Here is a 20,606-nt window from a genome sequence, read left to right as displayed (position 1 = left end):
ATCGAGTAACCCCAAGGACATAGCATGAACAGTGAACAGATCGCTGCCGCGCTGGCGGAATTCGACGCGGCGATTGCCAAAGCCACCGATGCCGATACGGTATGGACCGCATTGCAGACGCTTAGCCGCCAGGTGATCGGCGCCAAGCTCTTCACCATCATGACCGTCGACATGGTCAATGAAGTCGCCCGCCGCGCCTACACCTCGCATCCCGAGGAGTATCCGACCTCGGGCACCAAGCCGATCCGCTACGATAGCTGGTTCGACATCGTGCACAAGGCGCACCAGACCTTTGTCGCCAACACCATCGTCGACATCTCGAAGGTCTTCGGCGACCACGAAACCATCTGGTCGCTCGGCTGCGGCTCGGTCGCCAACATCCCGGTCGTCGTCGGCGGCGAGCTGCTCGGCACCGTCAACTGCCTCGACGTCGAGCATCATTACACGCCCGAGCGCGTGGCACTCTCCAAGCATCTGGAACTGCCGGCAAAGCTCGCTTTCCTCGCCGCAGCACGCGCCGAGAAGAAGTAAGACAGCAGGCCGGAGGCGTCATCGCCTTCGGCCATTTCCCGGTCAGCGGCCAATCGCCCCACCGGTTTCCTTCAGGAAAAAGTGCATCTTCTCCGCCTCGATCGGCACCGCGATCTGGTCTTCGGGGCCGATGCGTGACGCGGCGTGAACCTGCGCCGTGAAGGCTGCGGGCCCCACCCGGCCGAGCGCCAGCGTATGCGGGCCAAGTGGTTCGATATCGCGAACGGTCAGCCTGACTGTCGGCGCATTGGCGTCCGTCGCCATCGTATGTTCCGGCCGGATGCCGAGCACGACGGCCTTGCCAACATATGCACCGAGCTTTTCGGCACGGCTTTCCGGGATAGCAACCGCCACATCGCCATCCGCGATGAACTGCATCCCGCCATCGCCGCGTTCCAGCCGCCCCTCGAGGAAATTCATGCTTGGCGCGCCAATGAAGGCCGCGACGAAAAGATTGGCCGGCTGTTCGTAAAGCGTGATCGGATCTGCCGCCTGTTCAATGCGGCCCTGGTTCATGACGACGACGCGGTCGGCCATGGTCATCGCTTCCACCTGGTCGTGCGTGACGTAGACGGCGGTCGTCTGAAGACGCCGATGCAACAGCTTGATTTCCGTGCGCATTTCAATGCGCAACTTGGCATCCAGATTGGACAAGGGCTCGTCGAACAGAAAGACATCCGGCTGGCGCACGATCGCCCGGCCGATGGCGACACGCTGGCGCTGGCCGCCCGACAGCGCGCTTGGCTTGCGCGCGAGATAGGCGCCGAGATTGAGGATGCGGGCGGCGTCCGCCACCGCCTTGTCGATCTCCGCCTTCGGCGTGCCGCGCACCTTCATGCCGTAGCCGATGTTCTCGGCGACCGTCATGTGCGGATAGAGCGCGTAGTTCTGAAACACCATGGAGCAGTTGCGCAGGCCCGGCCTAAGGTCTGTCACGTCGCGGTCGCCGATCCGGATCGAACCCGAGGTTGCCGTCTCAAGGCCGGCTATCATCCGGAGCGTCGTCGTCTTGCCGCAGCCGGAAGGACCGACAAGCACCACGAACTCGCGGTCGGCAATGTCGAGATCGAGCGGCGGAATGACGGTGACGCTCCCGAAGGACTTGGTGATCTGCTGCAATCGGACCTGTGACATGCTGTAGCCTCTGATGCTGACGGTGCCCGGTCTCGTCCGGGAAAATTGGAGCCCGCCCCGATCGTCTCGGGGCGGGCGCGGTCCTGTTATTGCTGCGGCAAGCCCATCGACGCGCGATAGGCGGCGAGCTGCTTGTCGCGGCCGAACTCGTCGGTCAGCTTGTTCCACTGCTCGGCGACGCTATCGAGCGCCTGTTGCGGCGTCACTTCGCCGGCCAGCGCCTTGGAGAGCTCGATTTCCAGCACTTCGGTGTAGGAGAAGTAGCCGGGCAGACGCATGTCGAGCGCGATGTTCTTGGCGGTCACCGCCTCCTTCTGCGCGCCGAGATACTCCTTCGCTTCACGCTCGGAGAAGATCTTCGACCAGAGATCGAGATTGGTCGTGTGCGAGATGCGATAGGGGTTGACCCCGGTGCCGCCGGTGATCGCCGCCTGACCGGAGACCGCCGGGCTCGTCAGGTACTGGATGTAGTTCCACGCTGCCTCTTGCTTGGTCGAGGTTGCGGGAACTGCCGCCTGCCAGCCGCCGAAGGCCATGAACGAGGTCTGGACGACGTGGTCGAACTTGTCCCACTTCTTGGTCTTGTAGTTCCAGATCTCGTCCGATCCCGGCAACGACGCCGAGCCGACATTGCCGGCCACCTTCGACTGCTTCGGGTCGGCGCCGATGACGCCGGTGTCGCCCCAGCCGATCGATTCCGCCACCTGGCCACCGGCAAAGGCAGCATTGACCTCGCCGAAGGAGAAGTTCAGCGCGTTCGGCGGCGCAAGCTTGGAGGCGCGGATGTATTCCTCCAGGCCACGAACCCAGCCGGGATTGTTGACCTGTGCATCCATCGTCTCCGGATTGAAGAACATGGCGCCCGGATTGTCCGGGTGGCTGGTATAGCCGGCGACATGGCTGAACAGGAACCAGAACTGCTGGCCGCCGCGGCGGAAGGCTTCGGCCGTGCCCCAGAGGTTGTTGGTCGGCTGGTTGAAGTATTCGGCGATGTCGAGATACTGCTTCCAGGTCTTCGGCGGCGCCAGGTCGTAACCGTACTTCGCCTTGAAGGCCTTCTGGTTGTCGGCATTCTCGAAGAGGTCGATGCGGTAGCTATAGGTATGGGCATCGCCGTCCATCGTCTGCGACAGCACCTTGCCGTTCCAGACCATCAGCTGTTCGCGGTAGACAGGGGCGATATCGTCCCAGTCGGCACCCTTTTGCATGTCGGCCGGCATTTCCGACAGGAAGTCGGTAAAGTCGGGCGCCCAGGCCGGGGCAAAGGCGATGACGTCGAAGGCGTCTTCGCCCGACGTCAGCGACGTCACGATCTTCGGATAGAGTTCCGACCACGGGAACTCGACGACCTTGACCTTGCCGCAGGTCTTTTCTTCCCAGCCCTTGGCCGCAAGCTGCAGCGCCGAGGCGATGTAGGGGCCGGTCTGTGTGGTCGCCGTCAGTTCGACGCCGGTGTAATCCGGATCGCAGGCGGCGAGCACCGTTCCCGCGCTCCCCAACGCGAGCGCGGCAAGCGATGCAGATGCCAGTAGCAATTTCCTCATTCTATCCTCCTGTTGAATGAATTCATGCCAAAGCGGTTGATTACTTGATCGCTCCAAGAAGCAGGCCGGAGCGCATGAGCCGGCTCAAAAGCCCGGCCATGACCATCATCGGGATGATGGCGACAAGCGCGGCAGCGGATATCGCCCACCACTCGTCGCCACGCTGGCTGTTCTGGCCGGCAACGAGAATGGGCAGCGTCTGCCACTTGGAATTGGTCAGGAACAGCGCAAACAGGAACTCGTTCCAGACGAAGGCGAGCGTGATCATGAAGGTGGCGATCAGCCCCGGCTTCGACATCGGCAAGACGATCCCGAAGAAGATCCGCCAGGACGGCACATTGTCGACCATCGCGGCTTCCTCGACCTCGATCGGCAGCGCCTCGAAGAAGTCGCGCATCAGCCAGATGACGATCGGCAGCGAGAAGGCGATGTAGGCGAAGGTGAGGCCGATATAGCTGTCGACCAGCTTGAAGCCGAGTTTGCCCATCTCCGTGTACATCAGGTAGAGCGCGAAGGCCGCGACGATCGGCGGGAACATGCGCTGGCTGACGAACCAGAAGACGATGTCGTTGTTGCCGAGTTCCGGTCCGGGCAGACGGAAACGGCTGGAAATGATCGCAAGCGCCAGTGCCGCGACGAAAGAGTAGATCAGCGAAATGCCCTGGCCGTAGCCAAGTACGTGGCGACCGAGAAGGAAGCCGCCAAAGGCGATGGCCACGAAGATCAGCGCCGAGAGCAGCTTGAAGCGGAAGGTGAAGCGCACCAGCGCATAGGCCGCCATCGCCCCGATGAAGGTGGCGGCGATCGATGCCGAAAGACCGATGATCGTCGATGCCCAGAAGGTGCTGAAGAACTGGCCGCGCTGGCCGGACAGAAGCTCGCTCCAGGCCGTGAGACTCGGCTCGAAATCGACGAAGGGCAGATAGGTCGGTCCGCCGACGACGGCGATCGGCGTCTTGAACGAGGTGATCAGCACCCAGTAGAGCGGAAAGAAGGTGATGGCGAGCCAGACGAGGCAGCCGCCGAGCGCCAGCCAGCGCCGTTTTCCCTTGAGAGTGCGCACGCTCATTTGTGCTTCTCCAGATAGGGCTTGAGGATCGCCAGATAGACGAGGCCGATGACGGTGATGACGATCAGGAACAGGAAGGAAAGCGCCGATGTGTAGCCGAGATTGAACTTCTTGAAGCCTTCCTGATAGGCAAAGAGCGTCAGCGTCTCGGTCGAGATCCCGGGGCCGCCGCCGGTCATGACGAAGACCGTGTCGATGATCTTGTAGCTCTCGATCAGCCGGATGAAGACGACGGCGACCGAGATCGGCAACAGCATCGGGAAGGTGATGTCGCGGAACTGCTGCCACGGCGTGGCGTTCTCGAGAGCCGCCGCCTCATAGACATCGTCAGGCAGCGTCTGCAATCCGGCGAGCAGCATCAGGATGACAAAAGGCGTCCACTGCCAGACCTCGACCGCGATGATCGAGCCGAGCGCCCAGCTCGTCTGGGTCAGAAACGGCAGGTTGGGAAAACCGATCGCCGTCATCAGTTCGTTGAGCGGCCCCATGGTCGGATTGAGCACCTGACGGGCGATCAGCGCCACGGCGACCGGCGCCACCAGCATCGGCAGGAGGAAGCTGGCGCGGAAGATGCCTTCGCCCGGCACCTTTGAATTTAGCGCCAGCGCCACCGAGAGGCCGATCACATATTGCAGCCCGACGGAAATGAAGGCGATCAGCGTTGTCGTGCCCGCCACATGCCAGAACCGCGGGTTCTGCAGGAGGTCGATATAGTTGCCGAAGCCGACGAAGCGCGCCGGCGTCGGCGGCACCAGCCGCATGCTCATGAAGCTCGTCGTCAGCGAATAGACGAGCGGGAAGATCGAAATCAAAAGGACGATCAACAGCGCCGGCCAGATGAAGAAGTGCTTGATCGGATCGTTGCGCGTCATGCGGAAGCCCCGCGCGCAAGCAGCGCCTCGATCTCGACGAGCGCCGGCATGGCGGGTGCGGTGCCGCGCCGGGTGACGGCGATGCCGGCCGTGGCGCAGCCGAAGCGGACCGCGTCGACCGGAGCAAGGTCGCGCGCCAGTGCGGCGGAGAACCCGCCGACAAACGCGTCCCCTGCCCCGGTCGTGTCGATCACCGGTCCGCTGGCGATCGCCGGAACGAGCACCGACTGCTCGTGATTGTGATAGAGCACGCCGCGTTCGCCGAGCGTGATCAGTGCTGTCCTGGCGCCTTTTTTGAGGATCGCGTCACCGGCGCGACGGATGTCTTCTTCCGTCGCAAGCGTGAAACCGACGATCGCCGCCGCCTCCGTCTCGTTCGGCACAAGGTAATCGCAGAGCGGGTAGATCGCGTCGGGGAAAGCTTCGGCCGGGGCCGGGTTGAAGACGGTGATGACCCCGGCCGCGTGCGCAATCTCGAGCGCGCGCTGTGCGGCAGAAACCGGCTGCTCCAGCTGGGTGACGAAGATGCGCGACCCCTCGATCGTCTCGCGCGCGGCCTCGACATCGTCGATGCCGATCGAACCGGCAGCACCCGGATAGACGATGATGGCGTTTTCGCCGTTCTGGTCGTTGACGTAGATGAAGGCAGCACCCGTCGGCAGGTCGTCCATCTCGACGATCTTCGGCGTCACGCCGGCTTCCGCATAGGTGCGCAGCGCCATCTCGCCGAAGGTGTCGCGGCCAAGCTTGGAGATGAAGGAAACGGCACTTCCCGCACGGGCTGCGGCAACCGCCTGGTTCGAGCCCTTGCCACCGGGCCCGACGGAAAAGCCGCTGCCGGTAATCGTTTCACCGACGACGGGCATGCGCCGCGCCAGATAGGCCGTATCGGCCACGAAGATACCAAGGATCGAAACACCAACCTTCATTTAAGCCTCCCCCTGCGACCGCACCGGTGTGAAACGGTGTGCCCAGGCAATCTCTCGCGATTTCATTCATTTATTCGAACGCTGCGTTGCGCAGCGGATCGTCAGGTCTTCGGCGGAATGACGCCCTTGGTGAAGAGGAAGCAGCCGTAGAAGCGCGTCTCTCCCGTCGTGATGACGCAATAGGCTTTCTTTGCTTCCTCGTAGAACTTGAAGCGTTCGATGCCGTACATCTGCGCCGATTTGCCCTCGGCGCGATCGATCGCGGCCTGGACTTCCTGCTGCACCGGTAGCACTTCGTCGGGCGCACCCATCACCTCCATGCGGCCGGCGGAGGGCTGCAGCGGCGTATCGAGCGGCAGCACCGAAAGCACCGCCTCGACGGCACGCGCGGCCGAGACATTGTCGATGCGTAAAAGCGTGCCGAGCGTGGTCTTGCGGGCAATGGCGTCGGACGGGAAATTGGTGTCGGAGATGACCAGCGTGTCGCCGTGTCCCATGGACCTCAGCGCGTGCAGCACGTCGGCATTCAGCGCCGGATCGATATTCTTCAGCATGCAGTCCTCCTCCTGGCGCGCTCCGGTTTCCGTGGCGCGCAATGCATTCCCCTTACAGGCGAACGCGTCTCCCTAACTGGTCACTTTCCACCACCGCGCGGACCGGCTCCCCCCGCCCCGCGCGTGGCTGGCCCCCTACTCGCCGTAGGGGATCCAGATGTTCTTGACGTCCGTCGCGCGGCGCAGATAGGCAGGCCCTTCCGCCGCCTCGCGGTCGAGCCAGTTCGTTGCCTTGCCGTAGTCGACGAAGGTGCGCTTCAGGTTGCCCACCGAGAGCTTCTCGACAAGGGTCGAGAGTTCCGCTGAGCCGAAAGCCCAGAGCGCATCCACGTCGTTATGGCTTGCGAGCGTCTTGGCCAGTTCGATCGTCGACCCGGTGACGATGTTGACGACACCGGCGGGAACGTCGGATGTTTCCAGAACCGTATAGAAATCGGTTGCTGCCAGCGGATGCTGTTCGCTCGGCACGACGACGACGCGGTTGCCGGTGGCGATCAGCGGCGCGACGAGACTGATCATGCCGAGAAGTGGGGCTTCCGGCGGGCAAACGACGCCGACGACGCCGATCGCCTCGGGTATCGCAAGTGCGACGCCGCGAAGCGGCGGCTGGTGGATGGCGCCCTCGTACTTGTCGGCCCAGGCACCGTAGGTGAAGAGCCGCGCGATCGAGGCTTCGACCTCTGCCTTGGCGTTCGCTGAGGACGCACCGGTCATGTCGGCAATGCGATCTGCGAATTCGCCGGCACGGCCGCTCAGGTTTTCAGCGATGTAATAGAGGATCTGCGCGCGGTTGTGCGTCGTTGCCGAGGACCAGGCGGATGCGGCTTGCGCTGCGACGACCGCGTTACGGATGTCCTTGCGGTTGCCCTCGCCGACCTCGCCAAGCACCTTGCCCTTCGGCGAAAGCACGTTGCGGTTATAGTTGCCATCCGGCCGCGCCTGCTTGCCGCCGATGAAAAGCTTGGCGGTACGATCGACGTCAGGCATGGCGAAATCGCCGGCGACGGGCTTCAGCACCGGCTCGGCGACGGCGGGACGCAGCTTGCGACCGAGCCATGCCTTCGGCTTCAGGTATTCGTAGCAGCCCTCACGACCGCCCTCGCGGCCAAAGCCGGATTCGCGCTTGCCGCCGAAACCGGCAGAAGCATCGAAGAGGTTGGTCGCATTGACCCAGACGACGCCGGCGGCGAGCTTGGCCGCGACATGCAGAGCTAGGCCAATCGTCTCGCTCCAGACGCTGGCGGCAAGGCCGTAGCGCGTGTGGTTGGCAAGCTGGATAGCCTCTTCCGGGGTGCGGAAAGTCATGGAGACGGCGACGGGGCCGAAGATCTCTTCGGTCGCAACGATCGAGGTCGGCTGTACGCCGGTCAAAAGCGTCGGTGGATAGAAGCTGCCGCCCTTGGGCAAATCAATGGCAGGCTGATGCAAGGCAGCGCCTTCGGCGACGCCCTTGGCGACGAGGGCTTCGATCCGCTGGAGCTGCACCGGGGCGACGATCGCCGCCATATCGATGGCCTTGTCGAGCGGATAGCCGACGCGCAGCGTCTGCATGCGGCGCTTCAGCCGCTCGTAGAAGAGCGGGGCTGCGCCTTCCTGCACGAGGATGCGCGAGCCGGCGCAGCAGACCTGGCCCTGGTTGAACCAGATGGCATCGACCACGCCTTCGACGGCACCGTCGATATCAGCGTCGTCGAAGACGATGAAGGGCGACTTGCCGCCAAGCTCGAGCGTCAGCGACTTGCCGGTTCCGGCAGTGCGCTCGCGGATGAGGCGGCCGACCTCCGTCGAGCCGGTAAAGGCGATCTTGTCGATGTCCGAGTGCTCGACGATCAGTGCGCCGGTTTCACCTTCGCCGGTGACGACATTGAGCACGCCAGCCGGAAGACCAGCAGCAGCGGCAAGCTCGGCAAAGAGCAGCGCCGTCAGCGGCGTGAATTCCGCCGGTTTCAGGATCACGGTGTTACCGAGCGCCAGCGCCGGCGCAACCTTCCAAGCGAGCATCAAGAACGGAAAGTTCCACGGGATGACCTGGCCGACGACGCCGACGGGCACCTGATCGGCAAACTCGGTTTCCTGCAGCTGCGCCCAGCCGGCGTGGTGATAGAAATGGCGGGCCGCAAGCGGCACGTCGATGTCGCGGGTCTCGCGGATCGGCTTACCGTTGTCGATCGCCTCGACCACCGCGATCAGGCGCGCATGGCGCTGGATCATGCGGGCGAGTGCATAGAGATGGCGGGCGCGGGCATGGCCTGGCAGCTTCGCCCAGGGGCCTTGCGCCTTGCGGGCAGCGGCAACCGCGTCGTCGACATCCTTGGCACCGCCGAGCGCGATCTTGGCGAGCAGCTTGCCGGTTGCCGGCTCGTTGGTCTCGAAGGTCTTGCCGGATGCGGAAGCGACGAAGGCGCCATTGATGAAGTGGCCGAACTCGCCCTTGTGGCGTGCCAGCCACTGACGGGCTTCGGTGTCGGCCTCGGGTGCTGGACCATAGGACATTTCGTCAAAATACCTTGCGACAGTCATCGGGATCATCCAATCGGGTGACGGTTGAGGGCCGAGTAGGCGCCGGTAACGTGATGTTCGAGCTGACGTTCGATATCGGCAAGCAGGCTCGATGCGCCGATGCGGAAGAGATCCGGCTCGAGCCATTCGCGGCCAAGCTCGTCCTTCATCAGGAACTGGTAGTTCAGGATGTCCTTGGCGGCAGAAATGCCGCCGGCCGGCTTGTAGCCAACCTTGAGGCCGGTCTGCTCCTGATAGGCGCGGATCATGCGCAGCATGATGAGCGTTACCAGCAGCGTGGCATTGACGCCTTCCTTGCCGGTCGAAGTCTTGATGAAATCGGCGCCGGCCATCATGCAGACGAGCGAAGCACGCGCAACGTTGCGCAGCGTCTTCAGGTCGCCGGTCGCAAGAATAGCCTTCACATGCGCGTCACCGCAGGCGGCGCGGAAGTCGCGCATCTCGTCATAGAGCGCCTGCCAGTTGCCGGTCAGCACGTGCTCGCGGGTGATGACGATATCGATTTCCTTGGCGCCGTCGGCAACGGAAGCCTCGATCTCGCGCAACTTGACGTCATGCGGGATAAGGCCGGCCGGGAAGCCGGTGGAGACGGCAGCAACGGGGATACCGGACCCTTCCAGCGCCTCGACGGCGGTCGAGACGAAACGATGATAGACGCAGACAGCGCCCGTCGTGATGCCGCGACCGCCCATGCCGAGCGCATCGAGCAGATCCTGGCGCACCGGCTGGCGCGCCTTGGCGCAGAGGCGCTTGACCCGCTCCGTCGTATCGTCGCCATTGAGCGTCGTGAGGTCGATGCAGGTGACGGCTTTCAGGAGCCAGGCGGCCTGCGCGTCCTTCTTCACCGTGCGGCGACCGGGCAGCGTCGCAACGCGACGCTCGGCGGCCGACAGGTTGACGCGCTGATCCAGCACCCAGCCAAGATCCAGATCGATGCCGTTATTGCGCGGCCAGTTGTGGCCCGCCGCCGGCGAATGCGTGGCCTTCGGCGCGCCAGTTTTCACAGCAAGGTCTTCCAAGCGATGGCTCCTTGAACTCCCTGTCACGACCAGCCGCACTCGAGCACAGCCGCCGAGAACTCATTTTTGTTATTTTTCTATCGAATTTTTGTGACTATTCCATCAAGAACAGAGAGTGTCAAGCGAGACACTGCCGTTTTGACGATTTCGTAATATTTTTGCGGATGCCGCCGTCACAGGCCCGGCAGCTGCGTTTCACCCTCTTCGGTGATGATAGAGCGAAAAACGCCGATTGGCGCGAAAAAAGCTGGCTTCAGCTTGCCGATCTTGCTGAGGTCGACGACCAGATGGCTCTCGCGCGCCAGCGAGATGACCTTCTGCTTCACCGAAACTTCGTGGAAATGGACGCAGGTCGCGCCACGCGCCGGGTCGACGCCGGCGGCCGAAAGGAAGGCGACGTTGATGCCGAGCGAATCGAGCGTCTCCAGACCGGAATTGCCGGAGAAGGACGCAGACGAGGGGTGGTAGACGCCACCAAGCATGACAATCCGGACATTCGGCTTATGGGTCAGCTTCTCCGCCACATTCAGGGAGTAACATACTGCCGTTATTGAATAATTCTCGGGAATGAGGTCGACGAGATATTCGAGCGTGGTGCCGCAATCGATGAAGATCGTCTCGTCCGGGCGGATGTGGCGCGCCGCGTGGACGCAGGCCTCGCGCTTGGCGGCCGCGTGGCTATCGGCCTCACGTGCCAGCTCATAGGGCGCGTCGCCTTCGATCTCAGACGCCGGGACGATATGTCCGCCGAGAAAGGCGAACTGGCCGGGATTGTCGGCAACGTCGCGCCGGATCGTCATTTCCGAGACGCCAAGCAGGGCTGCGGCGTCGCGCAAGTGCAGGACTCTCCGTCCTGAAAGGGCATCGGCGAGCTGGATGATGCGGGCTGTCTTGCGGCTGACCATGATTTCTTCCGTGTCCGACGTGTTCTGCCGCCGTAGGCGGCGCGAACAGGTTTTGTGAAAAATATCACAAACACTCTTCTCCAAGCAAGAGGAGTCACATTGATTGAAAGCGACCACGATTGAAAGCGACCGCCGCCGAGAACGCTGCCAGGCGGCCGATCGCCAAGAAATGACAACGGCGGGCCAACCGGCCCGCCGCTCCACTGACGTCATGCCAATCCGCGCAAAGAAGCGGACAAGACGCAATCACACGCCGATCGGCGCGGTCCGCTCGGCAAGCCAGCCCACCGTCTCCGGCTCAAGCAAGCCGTCGAGGTCCTGCGCGACCCGACGATGATAGGCGTCGATCCACGACCGCTCTGCCGTCGTCAGCAGACCGAGATCGGCGAGCCGCAGGTCGATCGGCACCAGCGTCAGGCTGCGGAAGCTCAGGAACCCGTCGCCGTCGTCCACCACCTCCACCTGGTTCTCGATGCGGATACCGTAGGCGCCGGCCTTGTAGTAGCCCGGCTCGATCGTCGTCACCATGCCCGGCTTCAGCTCGATCTCGTTGACGCGCCGATCGAAACGTTGCGGCTGTTCGTGGACCGAGAGAAAGTGACCGACGCCATGGCCGGTGCCGTGGTCATAGTCGAGGCCGAGATCCCAGAGCGGGCGGCGGGCAAAGGCGTCGAGCTGATGGCCGAAGCTTCCCCTCGGGAATTTCAGCGACGCCATGGAAATCAGCCCCTTGAGGACAGCCGTGTAGGCGCGGCGGATCTCGTCGCTGACCGGACCGGTCGCCGTCGTGCGCGTGGCGTCGGTGGTGCCAGTCAGATACTGCCCGCCGGAATCGAGCAGGTAGACACCGTCCTTGCGGATCAGCCCGTTGCTCGTCTCAGTCGCTGCATAATGGCACATCGCCGCGTGGCCGCCGGCCGCCGAAATCGATCGGAAGCTCGGCTCGACGAAGGTTTCGGCCATCTGGCGGTAGGCGAGGATGCGCTCTTCGGCTTCCAGTTCTGTCACCGGTTTGCCGCTCGCCTCCCGTTCGGCGGCGTGCCGCTCGAGCCAGGCAAAGAAGCGAACCCAGGCGGCGCCGTCCAGACGGTGACAATCCCGGAAGCCCGCAAGCTCGGTCGCGTTCTTGTGCATCTTGGCGAGCGTGATCGGGCTTTTCGCAAGCTGCACGGTGCCGCCCGCAGCGCGCGTAGCGTGGGCCGTGGCCGACGGGGCGAAGCCGGGATCGATCAAGGCGGTGCGCCCCGCCGCCATCACCTTGACACGGTCAAGCAGCTGCCCAGGCTCGGCAATCGCAACATCCTCAAGCTCGAAGTCCGAGAGATCGTTCGGGAGCTTGCGATGATCGACCAGCCATTCCGTCTGCCCGGCGCGGTCGAAGATCAGGAAGGATTGCGGCATTGGGTTGAAGGCGACGTCGCGGCCACGGACGTTGAGGAACCAGGCGATATTGTCCGGCTGCGCCTCGATCAGGAGGTCGGCCCCCTGCTCCGCCAGAAGGGCGGCGATGCGGCGCTTCTTCTCGGCAACGCTCTCGCCGGCATTGGCGACCGGGAAGGCGGTGATCTTGCCGAGCGGCTTTTCCGGCTGGTCGGTCCAGACCGCATCGACAAGGTCCCCATCGACAGGTATCCAGACGCCGCCGGCCAACTCGACCGAGCGAATGCAGTCCGCGTCCCAGGTGGACGGCAAAAGCATGGCGTTGAAGCCGACACGTTCGCCCTTGCGCAGATTGTTCTTCAGCCAATCCTTGAGCGGCGCGTCATAGAAGTGCTCGATCGCGAAGGTGCCGAGATCCACTTCGTCTCGCACCTGCACCTGGTAGCGGCCATCGACGAAGATCGCCGCACGGTCGCGCATGACGATCGCCACGCCGGCCGAACCGGTAAAACCGGAGACGAAGGCCAGGCGATGGTCATGCGGCGCGCAATACTCGCCCTGATGTTCGTCGAAGCGCGGCACGACGTAGCCGTCGAGCCCGGTTTCCGCAAGCTTGCGGCGTAGCGCGCCGATGCGGCCAGAGATGTCCGGCCTTGCTCTCGTATCCATGATGTCTTTCCTATCGAGTGAGTTTCAGGCGTCGCCGATCGTCTCGGCGAAATGGCAGGCGGTCATGCCGGATCCGACCGGACGCAGCGCCGGCTTTTCGCGGCGGCAAAGCTCGGTCGCGTGCGGGCAACGCACGTGAAAGGGGCAGCCGGGCGGGATGGCGAGCGGGCTCGGCAGCTCGCCCGACAGCGCCGGCGCGCGCCCCCTGGCGCCTGGATCGAGCGACGGTGCGGCCGCAAGCAGCCCCTTGGAATAGGGATGCATCGGCTTCGAAAACAGCGCCTCCGACGGGCCGATCTCGACAATGGCGCCGAGATAGATGACGGCGACGCGATGCGAGACATGGCGCACGAGGCGAAGGTCGTGAGCAACGAACAGCACCGTCAGGCCGAGCTCGTCCTGAAGCTCAATCAGGAGATTGACGACCTGCGCCTGGACCGAAACGTCGAGCGCCGAGACCAATTCGTCCGCGACGAGACAGGTCGGCTCCAGCGACAGCGCCCGCGCAATGCCGATGCGCTGGCGCTGGCCGCCGGAGAATTCATGCGGGAACTTGTCCGCGGCGCCTTCGGGCAGCCGCACCAGGTCCAGCAGTTCGTCCACCCTTCGGTCAATCGCCACACCCTCGCGCATGCGGTGCACCGTGATCGCCTCTCGCAGCGTATCGTGCACGGTCATGCGCGGATTGAGCGAGGTGTAGGGGTCCTGGAACATCATCTGGACGCGCCGGTTATAAGCGCGCCGCCGTGCCCCCTTGAGGCCGACGACACTCTCGCCCTCAAACAGGATATCGCCTGATGTCGGCCGGTGCAGGCCGGCGATCAGGCGCGCGAGTGTCGACTTGCCGCAGCCGGACTCGCCGACGATTCCGAGCGTCTCGCCGGGCATCACATCGAGATCGATGCCGTTGACCGCCGAGACGACCTGCTGCGGACGCCGGGCGAGCGTGTCGGAAAGGGACCGTCGCTTCTCGAACTGGATCGACAGCGCGCGGAGCGAGAGCAAGGGAGTGGCGCTGGTTGACATGGGCATAGTCATTGCGCCGCCTCCCGCGGTCCGAAATGCGCTTGGGCATCCTCAAGATGATGGCAGGCAACGAGCCGCGACGAGCCGATCGCTTCGAGCGACGGGCGACGATCGGGACATTCGCGCCCAGCGACCGGACAGCGGGCGCTAAAGGCGCAGCCGGGCGGCAGCGCGTTTAGCGCCGGCGGCGCACCGGGGATCGAATAGAGCGGCGTTCGCGGCGCGACGTCGCGCGGGATAGAACGCAGCAAGCCCAGGGAATAGGGATGGCGCGCATCGGCGATCACATCCGTCGTCGTACCGACTTCGCAAAGCCTGCCGCCATACATGACGGCGACGCGATCGCAGGTTTCGGCAACGACGCCCATGTCATGGGTGACGAGGATTACCGCCATGCCGAGATCGCGGCTCAGCGACTGGATCAGCCTGAGGATCTGGTCCTGAATGGTGACGTCGAGCGCCGTCGTCGGCTCGTCTGCAAGCAGCAGCTTTGGGTTGGAGGCGAGCGCAATCGCGATCATCACCCGCTGGCGCATGCCGCCGGAGAACTCGTGCGGGAAATCGTCGAGACGATTGCGCGCACCGGGAATGCCGACGAGATCGAGCAGTTCGATCGCGCGCGCCTTGCGCGCCCTCGCATCGAGATCCGTGTGCGCCACGAGGTTTTCCGAGATCTGCAGGCCAACGGTCAGCAGCGGATTGAGCGACGACATCGGCTCCTGAAAGATCATCGCGATCTCGCGGCCCCGGATGCGCCGGAGACGCGTCTCGTCGAGCGGAACGAGGTCGCGGCCGTTCCAGAGGATTTCACCCGAGACACGCCCGCGTGGCCGGATAATGCCGAGGATCGAGCGCAGCGTGATGCTCTTGCCCGAGCCGGATTCACCGACGAGCCCAAGGATTTCCCCCTGCCCCACCTGGAACGACACATCGTCCACCGCCACCAGCGGCCGCTCGCGCGGGCCGAACTCGGTACGAAGGTGCCTGACGTCGAGCACGAGGGGTTTTTCTGTCGTTCCCATCTCAGCGTCCCTTCGGTCGAAGCAGATCGGCAAGCGCGTCGCCGACGAGGCTGAAGCCGAGCCCCGTCAGGACGATGGCTATGCCCGGCATCAGGCTCATCCACCAGGCCGTCATCAGGAAGTTGCGGCCCTCGGCGATCAGGACACCCCATTCGGCGGCCGGCGGCTGGGCGCCGAGGCCGAGATAGCCGAGCGAGGAGCCGAGCAGGATCGCGAGCGCCATGTCGGTCATCCAGTAGACGAGGATCGGCGAGATCGCGTTCGGCAGCAGGTGGCGGAAGATGATGCGGCGATCGGAATAACCGAGCACGCGGCCGGCGGCGGCATAGTCGTTGGCCTTCTGCGCCATGATTTCGGCGCGCGTCAGCCGGGCGTAGTAGACCCAATTCACCGCCGTGATCGCCACATACATGTTGACGAGACCGGGGCCGAGCACCGCGACGATCGCGATCACCAGCACCAGGAACGGAAAGGTGATGATCGCGTCGACGCAACGGCCGAAGATCACGTCGGCGATACCGCCGTAATAACCGACGAACGCGCCGACGGTCAGTCCAATCAGAAGCGCAAAGATGGTCGCGAAGAAGGCCATCTGCATATCGACCCGATAGGCCCAGATGACGCGCGAAAGCACATCGCGGCCGAAATTGTCGGTGCCGAAGGGATGCGCAAGGCTTGGTCCCTGCTGGATCGCCTGAAGATCGAAGGCGAGCGGATCATAGGGCGCAAAGAGCTGAGGAAACAGCGCAAAGGCCAGCGACAGGCCGAGAATGGCGATGCCGATCACGAAGGACGGGCGGGCGAAGGCGCGTGCCAGAAAGGCGGCCAGCCGTCCCCGCGTCCGCGGATGGGTTTGGGTCAGGACCGTCATGATTGGCGAAGCCTCGGATCGAGCCAGGATTGCACGACATCCGTCAAAAGGAAGACGACGGAGACGAGCACGGCGAAGGTGAGCGTCAGGCCCTGGATCAGCGGATAGTCACGGGCAAAGATCGCCTCCAGCATCAGCCGGCCGACGCCGGGAATGGCAAAGACCGTCTCGGTCACCAAGGTACCGCTCATCAGGTTGCCGATCGAAAGGCCGAGCAGCGTCACCGTCGAAACCAGCGCATTGCGCAGCACGTGGCGGGTCATGATGATGCGCGGCGACAGGCCCTTGGCACGGGCGAATTGCACGTATTCCGCGTCGAGCACCTCGATCAGAGAGGCCCGGAGATTGCGCAGGATGATCGCCGAGGTATAGAGCGCGACGCTGAGTGCGGGCAGGATCAGGTGGTAGAGGTTTGCAAGAAAGGTCTTGCCGTAGCCGCCGACCGGAAACCAGCGCAGCTGCGCCGCAAGCACCGTCAAAAGCAAAAGCCCGATATAGAAGACCGGCATGGACAGGCCAACCTGGAAGACGCCACGGATGGCGACATCGACCGGACTGTTGACGCGCGATGCCGCGAGAAAGGCGAGCGGACCGGCAAGCAAGACCGCGAGCACGACCGAATAGAGCGCCAGGAATATCGTCGTCGGCAAACGGCTCAGAATGACCTCGGTCACCGGCGCCTTCAGCATGATCGAGCGGCCGAGATCGCCGGTCAGCGTGTTCTTGACGAAGACGAGGAACTGCACCGGCAGCGGCTGGTCGAGACCGAGATTGTGCCGGATCTGTTCGAGCTGGGCGTCGGTCGCCTTGGCCTCGGCCATGGCGATCGCCGGATCACCCGGCAGCATGCGCACGAGCGGGAAGATGAAGATCATTACCAACAGGAACGTCGGGATAATCTGCAGCAGCCGTGCCACGAGATAGGAAAGTGAGGGCATGGTTCCAACCTTCAACGGAAAACCGGGCGGCTTGCCGCCCGGCTCTCTCGGATCGTTCCGCGATCAGTCGGCGCGCCAGGCTTCAGAGAAGTCGTTCGCGCCGAGCGGCGTCTGGACGTAGCCTTCGATCGACTTCGAGACGGCGACGGCAAAGGGCGTTTCGAACAGGAAGAGCAGCGGCGCTTCGGTCGCGTAGATCTCCTGCATGCGCTTGTATTCGTCGTTGCGCTTGGCCGGATCGGTCTCGACGTTGGAGGCCTCGAACAGCGTGTTGAATTCCTGGTTGTTCCAGCCGGTACCGACGGCCTGGCGCTGCTTGTAGTAGCCGAGCCAGCCGGTCACCTGCGCCGGATCGTTGACGTCGTTCGCCCAACCGTAGGTATGGATATCGAAGTCGCCGGACCGGTTCTTCTCGCCGCGCGTCGGGTTATCGACCTGCTCGACCTTGAGGTTGACGCCGAGCGGCGCCCACATCTGCTGAAGTGCTGTAAACAGCGTCGCATCGTCGGCGCTGCCTGCAAGCGTGGTAAGCTTCACCTCGAAGCCGCCGCTGAGACCGGCTTCGGATAGCAGCTGCTTGGCCTTTTCCGGATCATAGGGATAGAGCGGCTCGGGGCCATAATGAAGCTGCGTCGCCGCAGACATCAGCGAGGTCATCGGCTTGCCGGTATCGAAGGTCACAAGCTTGATCAGCACGCTCTTGTCGGTCGCATAGTTCAGCGCCTGGCGAACCTTGACGTCGGCAAGCGGGTTCTTCGCTCCGTCCTTCTTCGCCTCACGCGTATTGATCGGCGCATAGACGATGCGGGTCGAGGGGAAGAGTTCCATCTTCAGGTTCGGATCGGCACCGAGTTCGCCGACGCGGGCAAACGGAATGAATTCGGCGGCATCGACCTCGCCGGCCTGCAGCTTGAGGATGCGGGTCGCATCGTCGGGAATGACGAGGAATTCCACCCGGTCGAGATACGGCAGCGGCTTGCCGTCTTCGCCCTGGCGCCAGTAGTTCGGGTTGCGCTCGAAGCTCATGCTCGAGCCCTGCACGTGGCTCTTCATCACGAAGGGGCCCGATGTGACCGGACCGGCCGAGAAGAAGGCCCGCGCCTTTTCCTGGTCGGTGGCACCTGCCGCCTTTTCGAAGGCCGCCTTCGGCATGATGCCGGTGTTGAAGGTTGCGAGGATCGAGATGATCGTCGGGTCGGGGTTCTTCAGCGACACGGTGATCTTGTTGCCATCGGTCGTGACCTTGTCGACCGCGCCGAGCAGCCCAGCCCAGGGGCCGAGTTCGGCATTGCGCGCCCGGTCGAGCGAGAAGACAACGTCCGCGCCGGTCAGGTCCGAGCCGTCGGAGAACTTGAGCCCGTCTCTGAGAGTAAGGGTGATGGTCTTGCCGTCGGCCGAAACCTCGTGAGCCTCGGCGAGACCCGGCACGATCGCACCGTCAGGACCGTTGCGCAGCAGCGTCTCGTAGAGACCGTTGACCATCCAGAGATCGGGATTGCGGTCGGCATAAACGGGATCGATGACGGTCGAGTCGTCGTAGCGCGCGAAGGTCATTGCGCCGCCGCGCTCGATCGCAAAGGCCGAGGTGGCCGCAAGCAGACCCAGCGTCGTGCCGAGCAGAATAGGCAATATACGTTTCATCTCACTCCTCCTTTTGACCGCAGCCGTCATCGATCGTGCGCCAAACACGCCTATTGGATATTGGATCCAATTTTTCTTAGTGTTTTTTGCCGCCGACGGATTGCCGCGAAGACGTTCTTGTAGTTCCCCTTTTCAAGAAGGCCGGCACGCGATCTGATCGGCTTGCCGAACCAACTTTAGCTGGACTAAAGTACATCGATAGACGTGAGTCAAGCGGAAAGAAAGTCATGCCCCTGAAGATAGAAGAGGCGCCCGAAGCCCATGAAGGCGCCTCCCTCCCCGAAGCCTCGACACCCGCCTCGCTCGGGCAAATGCTCAGAGCCCGCCGCAAGGAAATCGGCAAGACCATGAAGGACGTGGCGCGCGAGGCCGGGCTGACGGAGGGCTTCATCAGCCAGATCGAGCGCGGCATTTCCACCCCGTCGCTGATCTCGCTCTACAACGTCGCCAACGCGCTCGGCACCAGCGTCGATACCTTCCTGTCGCAGCCGCCGCAGCATTCGCATTCGATGGTCTCGCATGCCGGCGAACGCCCCGGCTACAATGTCGAAACGAAAGAACGCGTCTACGAACTGATCGAGCGCGGCTTTCCGGGCGCTGCCCTCAATGGCTGTATCACCCATATGCCGCCCGGTTACGCGTCGGAACTGACCAGCCACGAGGGCGAGGATTTCCTCTACCTGATCGAGGGCGAGATGCTCTACCAGATCGACGGCAAGGACTATCTCTTAAAGGCTGGCGACACGCTGCACTTCCCCGCCTCGCTGCCCCACCGCGCCCGCAATGTCGGCACGGGACCAGCCCGCGAACTCTGGGTCGGCACCACCCGGATCATCAAGGAAGACTGAACCGCCGGAACTATCCAAAGGACAGGGCCGAAAGGTACGGGCCGCACAAGGCGGCCCGTAAGGTCAGGCCTTACTGCTTGCGCGGCCAGGTGTCGGCAAGGCGGTAGCCGGCCGGCCACGGATCGGCCGGATCGAGCATCACCTGATGGGTGCCGGTGATCCAGGCGCGACCGGAGATTTCCGGCACGATGGCCGGGCGGCCGCCAACCGTGGTTTCGCCGGCGATGCGGCAATTGAACGTCGAATCGATGATCGAGTGGCCGTCGAAACGCTGGCCCACCTTCATCACGCCGCGGGCATGCAGCACCGCCATGCGCGCAGAGCAACCGGTTCCGGTCGGCGAACGATCGAGCTTGGCCGGCTGGATGACGACGGTGTTTCGGCCATGCAGGACGCCGTCTTCCTCCTCGACCGGCAGCGTCAGCTGGCAGAAGGAGATGTGGTTCCATTCCGGGTTTTCCGGATGAGTAAAACCGAGCTGCTCGTTGGCCGCGCGGGTGATCTTGATGCCGGTTTCCGCAAGTTCGCGGGCCTCGTCTGGCGTCACGGAAAACCCGAGCGCTCGCGCGTCGGTGATGACGAAGCTGTCGCCGCCATAGGCCGTGTCGACCGTCAGCGTGCCCAGGCCCTCGACTTCCAGCTTGGCGTCGAGCTTGTCGGCGAAGGACGGAACGTTGGTGACGGTGATGCGTTCGGCCTTGCCGTTGCGGCATTGGGCGACGACGTTGACCAGCCCGCCCGGCGCTTCCAGCACCATGCGCGTTTCCGGCTCCTGCATCGGCACGATGCCGCTGTCGAGCAGGACGGTCGAAACGCAGATCGAGTTGGAACCGGACATCGGCGGCGTGTCCTCGGGCTCCATGATGATGAAGCCCATCGTCGCGCGCGGGTCCTTCGGCGGCACAAGCAGGTTGATGTGGCGGAAGACGCCGCCGCGCGGCTCGTTGAGCACGAAATTGCGCAGCGTCTGATCTTCGGCAATGAAGCGGCGCTGTTCCCAGAGCGTGTTTCCGGGCGGCGGCGCGACGCCGCCGACGATGACGTCGCCGACTTCCCCCTCCGCGTGGCAGGAAACGATGTGAACGACCTTGTTGCTGCGCATGCCCTTTCTCCTTCCGTGCTGGTGGACGGGCG

Annotated in this window: 18 protein-coding genes; 2 read left to right on the top strand and 16 right to left on the bottom strand. The window is 63.6% G+C overall.

Features of this window, described 5'->3' with window-relative positions; genetic code table 11:
* The first annotated feature begins 24 nt into the window (after positions 1-24).
* Positions 25-531, top strand: a complete 507-nt coding sequence (locus ACIQUG_RS13095) for a GAF domain-containing protein (protein ID WP_192449675.1) — start codon at positions 25-27, stop codon at positions 529-531.
* Between the two features lie 42 nt (positions 532-573).
* Here the strand turns inward: ACIQUG_RS13095 and ACIQUG_RS13090 are convergent, their stop codons facing one another.
* The 15 genes from ACIQUG_RS13090 to ACIQUG_RS13020 all read right to left on the bottom strand — a co-directional run bounded on the left by ACIQUG_RS13090 (position 574) and on the right by ACIQUG_RS13020 (position 18,624).
* Entirely contained in the window at positions 574-1,665 is a 1,092-nt protein-coding gene (locus ACIQUG_RS13090) for an ABC transporter ATP-binding protein (protein WP_402322029.1), read from the bottom strand.
* 86 nt (positions 1,666-1,751) lie between these two features.
* Positions 1,752-3,209: an extracellular solute-binding protein gene (locus ACIQUG_RS13085; RefSeq protein ID WP_402322026.1), complete on the bottom strand. Its 1,458-nt coding sequence runs from the start codon at positions 3,207-3,209 to the stop codon at positions 1,752-1,754.
* A gap of 40 nt (positions 3,210-3,249) precedes the next feature.
* The gene (locus tag ACIQUG_RS13080; RefSeq protein WP_402322023.1) at positions 3,250-4,278 is read right to left on the bottom strand and encodes a carbohydrate ABC transporter permease; all 1,029 of its coding nucleotides are present in this window, start codon (positions 4,276-4,278) and stop codon (positions 3,250-3,252) included.
* Entirely contained in the window at positions 4,275-5,150 is an 876-nt protein-coding gene (locus tag ACIQUG_RS13075) for a carbohydrate ABC transporter permease (protein WP_402322020.1), read from the bottom strand. The genes ACIQUG_RS13080 and ACIQUG_RS13075 overlap by 4 nt, the downstream gene beginning before the upstream one ends.
* Positions 5,147-6,079 (bottom strand): ribokinase, encoded by a 933-nt coding sequence (rbsK, locus tag ACIQUG_RS13070; protein WP_402322017.1) that lies wholly within the window; start codon positions 6,077-6,079, stop codon positions 5,147-5,149. Before rbsK ends, ACIQUG_RS13075 begins: the two co-directional genes overlap by 4 nt.
* A gap of 101 nt (positions 6,080-6,180) precedes the next feature.
* Positions 6,181-6,633, bottom strand: a complete 453-nt coding sequence (locus tag ACIQUG_RS13065) for an RbsD/FucU family protein (RefSeq protein WP_402322014.1) — start codon at positions 6,631-6,633, stop codon at positions 6,181-6,183.
* 135 nt (positions 6,634-6,768) lie between these two features.
* Positions 6,769-9,153, bottom strand: a complete 2,385-nt coding sequence (locus ACIQUG_RS13060) for an aldehyde dehydrogenase family protein (protein WP_402322011.1) — start codon at positions 9,151-9,153, stop codon at positions 6,769-6,771.
* Between the two features lie 5 nt (positions 9,154-9,158).
* Positions 9,159-10,172 carry a deoxyribose-phosphate aldolase gene (deoC, locus tag ACIQUG_RS13055; RefSeq protein ID WP_402322008.1) on the bottom strand — a complete coding sequence of 338 codons (1,014 nt, stop codon included), beginning with the start codon at positions 10,170-10,172 and terminating at the stop codon, positions 9,159-9,161.
* A gap of 173 nt (positions 10,173-10,345) precedes the next feature.
* The gene (locus ACIQUG_RS13050) at positions 10,346-11,077 is read right to left on the bottom strand and encodes a DeoR family transcriptional regulator (protein ID WP_192449666.1); all 732 of its coding nucleotides are present in this window, start codon (positions 11,075-11,077) and stop codon (positions 10,346-10,348) included.
* A gap of 246 nt (positions 11,078-11,323) precedes the next feature.
* Positions 11,324-13,126, bottom strand: a complete 1,803-nt coding sequence (locus tag ACIQUG_RS13045) for an aminopeptidase P family protein (protein ID WP_402322004.1) — start codon at positions 13,124-13,126, stop codon at positions 11,324-11,326.
* 24 nt (positions 13,127-13,150) lie between these two features.
* Positions 13,151-14,158: an ABC transporter ATP-binding protein gene (locus tag ACIQUG_RS13040; RefSeq protein WP_402323027.1), complete on the bottom strand. Its 1,008-nt coding sequence runs from the start codon at positions 14,156-14,158 to the stop codon at positions 13,151-13,153.
* 2 nt (positions 14,159-14,160) lie between these two features.
* Positions 14,161-15,174: an ABC transporter ATP-binding protein gene (locus ACIQUG_RS13035; RefSeq protein WP_402322001.1), complete on the bottom strand. Its 1,014-nt coding sequence runs from the start codon at positions 15,172-15,174 to the stop codon at positions 14,161-14,163.
* A 1-nt stretch (position 15,175) separates the two neighbouring features.
* On the bottom strand, positions 15,176-16,045 hold the full coding sequence (locus ACIQUG_RS13030) for an ABC transporter permease (RefSeq protein WP_402321998.1): 870 nt from the start codon (positions 16,043-16,045) through the stop codon (positions 15,176-15,178).
* Positions 16,042-16,983 (bottom strand): ABC transporter permease, encoded by a 942-nt coding sequence (locus ACIQUG_RS13025; RefSeq protein ID WP_402321995.1) that lies wholly within the window; start codon positions 16,981-16,983, stop codon positions 16,042-16,044. The genes ACIQUG_RS13030 and ACIQUG_RS13025 overlap by 4 nt, the downstream gene beginning before the upstream one ends.
* A 63-nt stretch (positions 16,984-17,046) precedes the next feature.
* On the bottom strand, positions 17,047-18,624 hold the full coding sequence (locus ACIQUG_RS13020) for an ABC transporter substrate-binding protein (RefSeq protein WP_402321992.1): 1,578 nt from the start codon (positions 18,622-18,624) through the stop codon (positions 17,047-17,049).
* A 227-nt stretch (positions 18,625-18,851) separates the two neighbouring features.
* Between ACIQUG_RS13020 and ACIQUG_RS13015 the strand changes: the two genes are divergently transcribed.
* Complete coding sequence (locus tag ACIQUG_RS13015) at positions 18,852-19,472, top strand: helix-turn-helix domain-containing protein (protein WP_402321989.1); 621 nt, start codon at positions 18,852-18,854, stop codon at positions 19,470-19,472.
* Positions 19,473-19,542: 70 nt separating this feature from the next.
* Here the strand turns inward: ACIQUG_RS13015 and ACIQUG_RS13010 are convergent, their stop codons facing one another.
* Positions 19,543-20,574, bottom strand: coding sequence for a proline racemase family protein (locus ACIQUG_RS13010; RefSeq protein WP_402321986.1), 1,032 nt, complete (start codon positions 20,572-20,574; stop codon positions 19,543-19,545).
* Positions 20,575-20,606: the final 32 nt, after the last annotated feature.

Origin of the sequence: Ensifer sp. NPDC090286 (genome assembly GCF_044769565.1) — a bacterium.
Lineage (GTDB): Bacteria > Pseudomonadota > Alphaproteobacteria > Rhizobiales > Rhizobiaceae > Ensifer.
The sequence above is the reverse complement of the archived record's forward strand: the minus strand, read 5'-3'. Positions and strand labels throughout refer to the sequence as shown.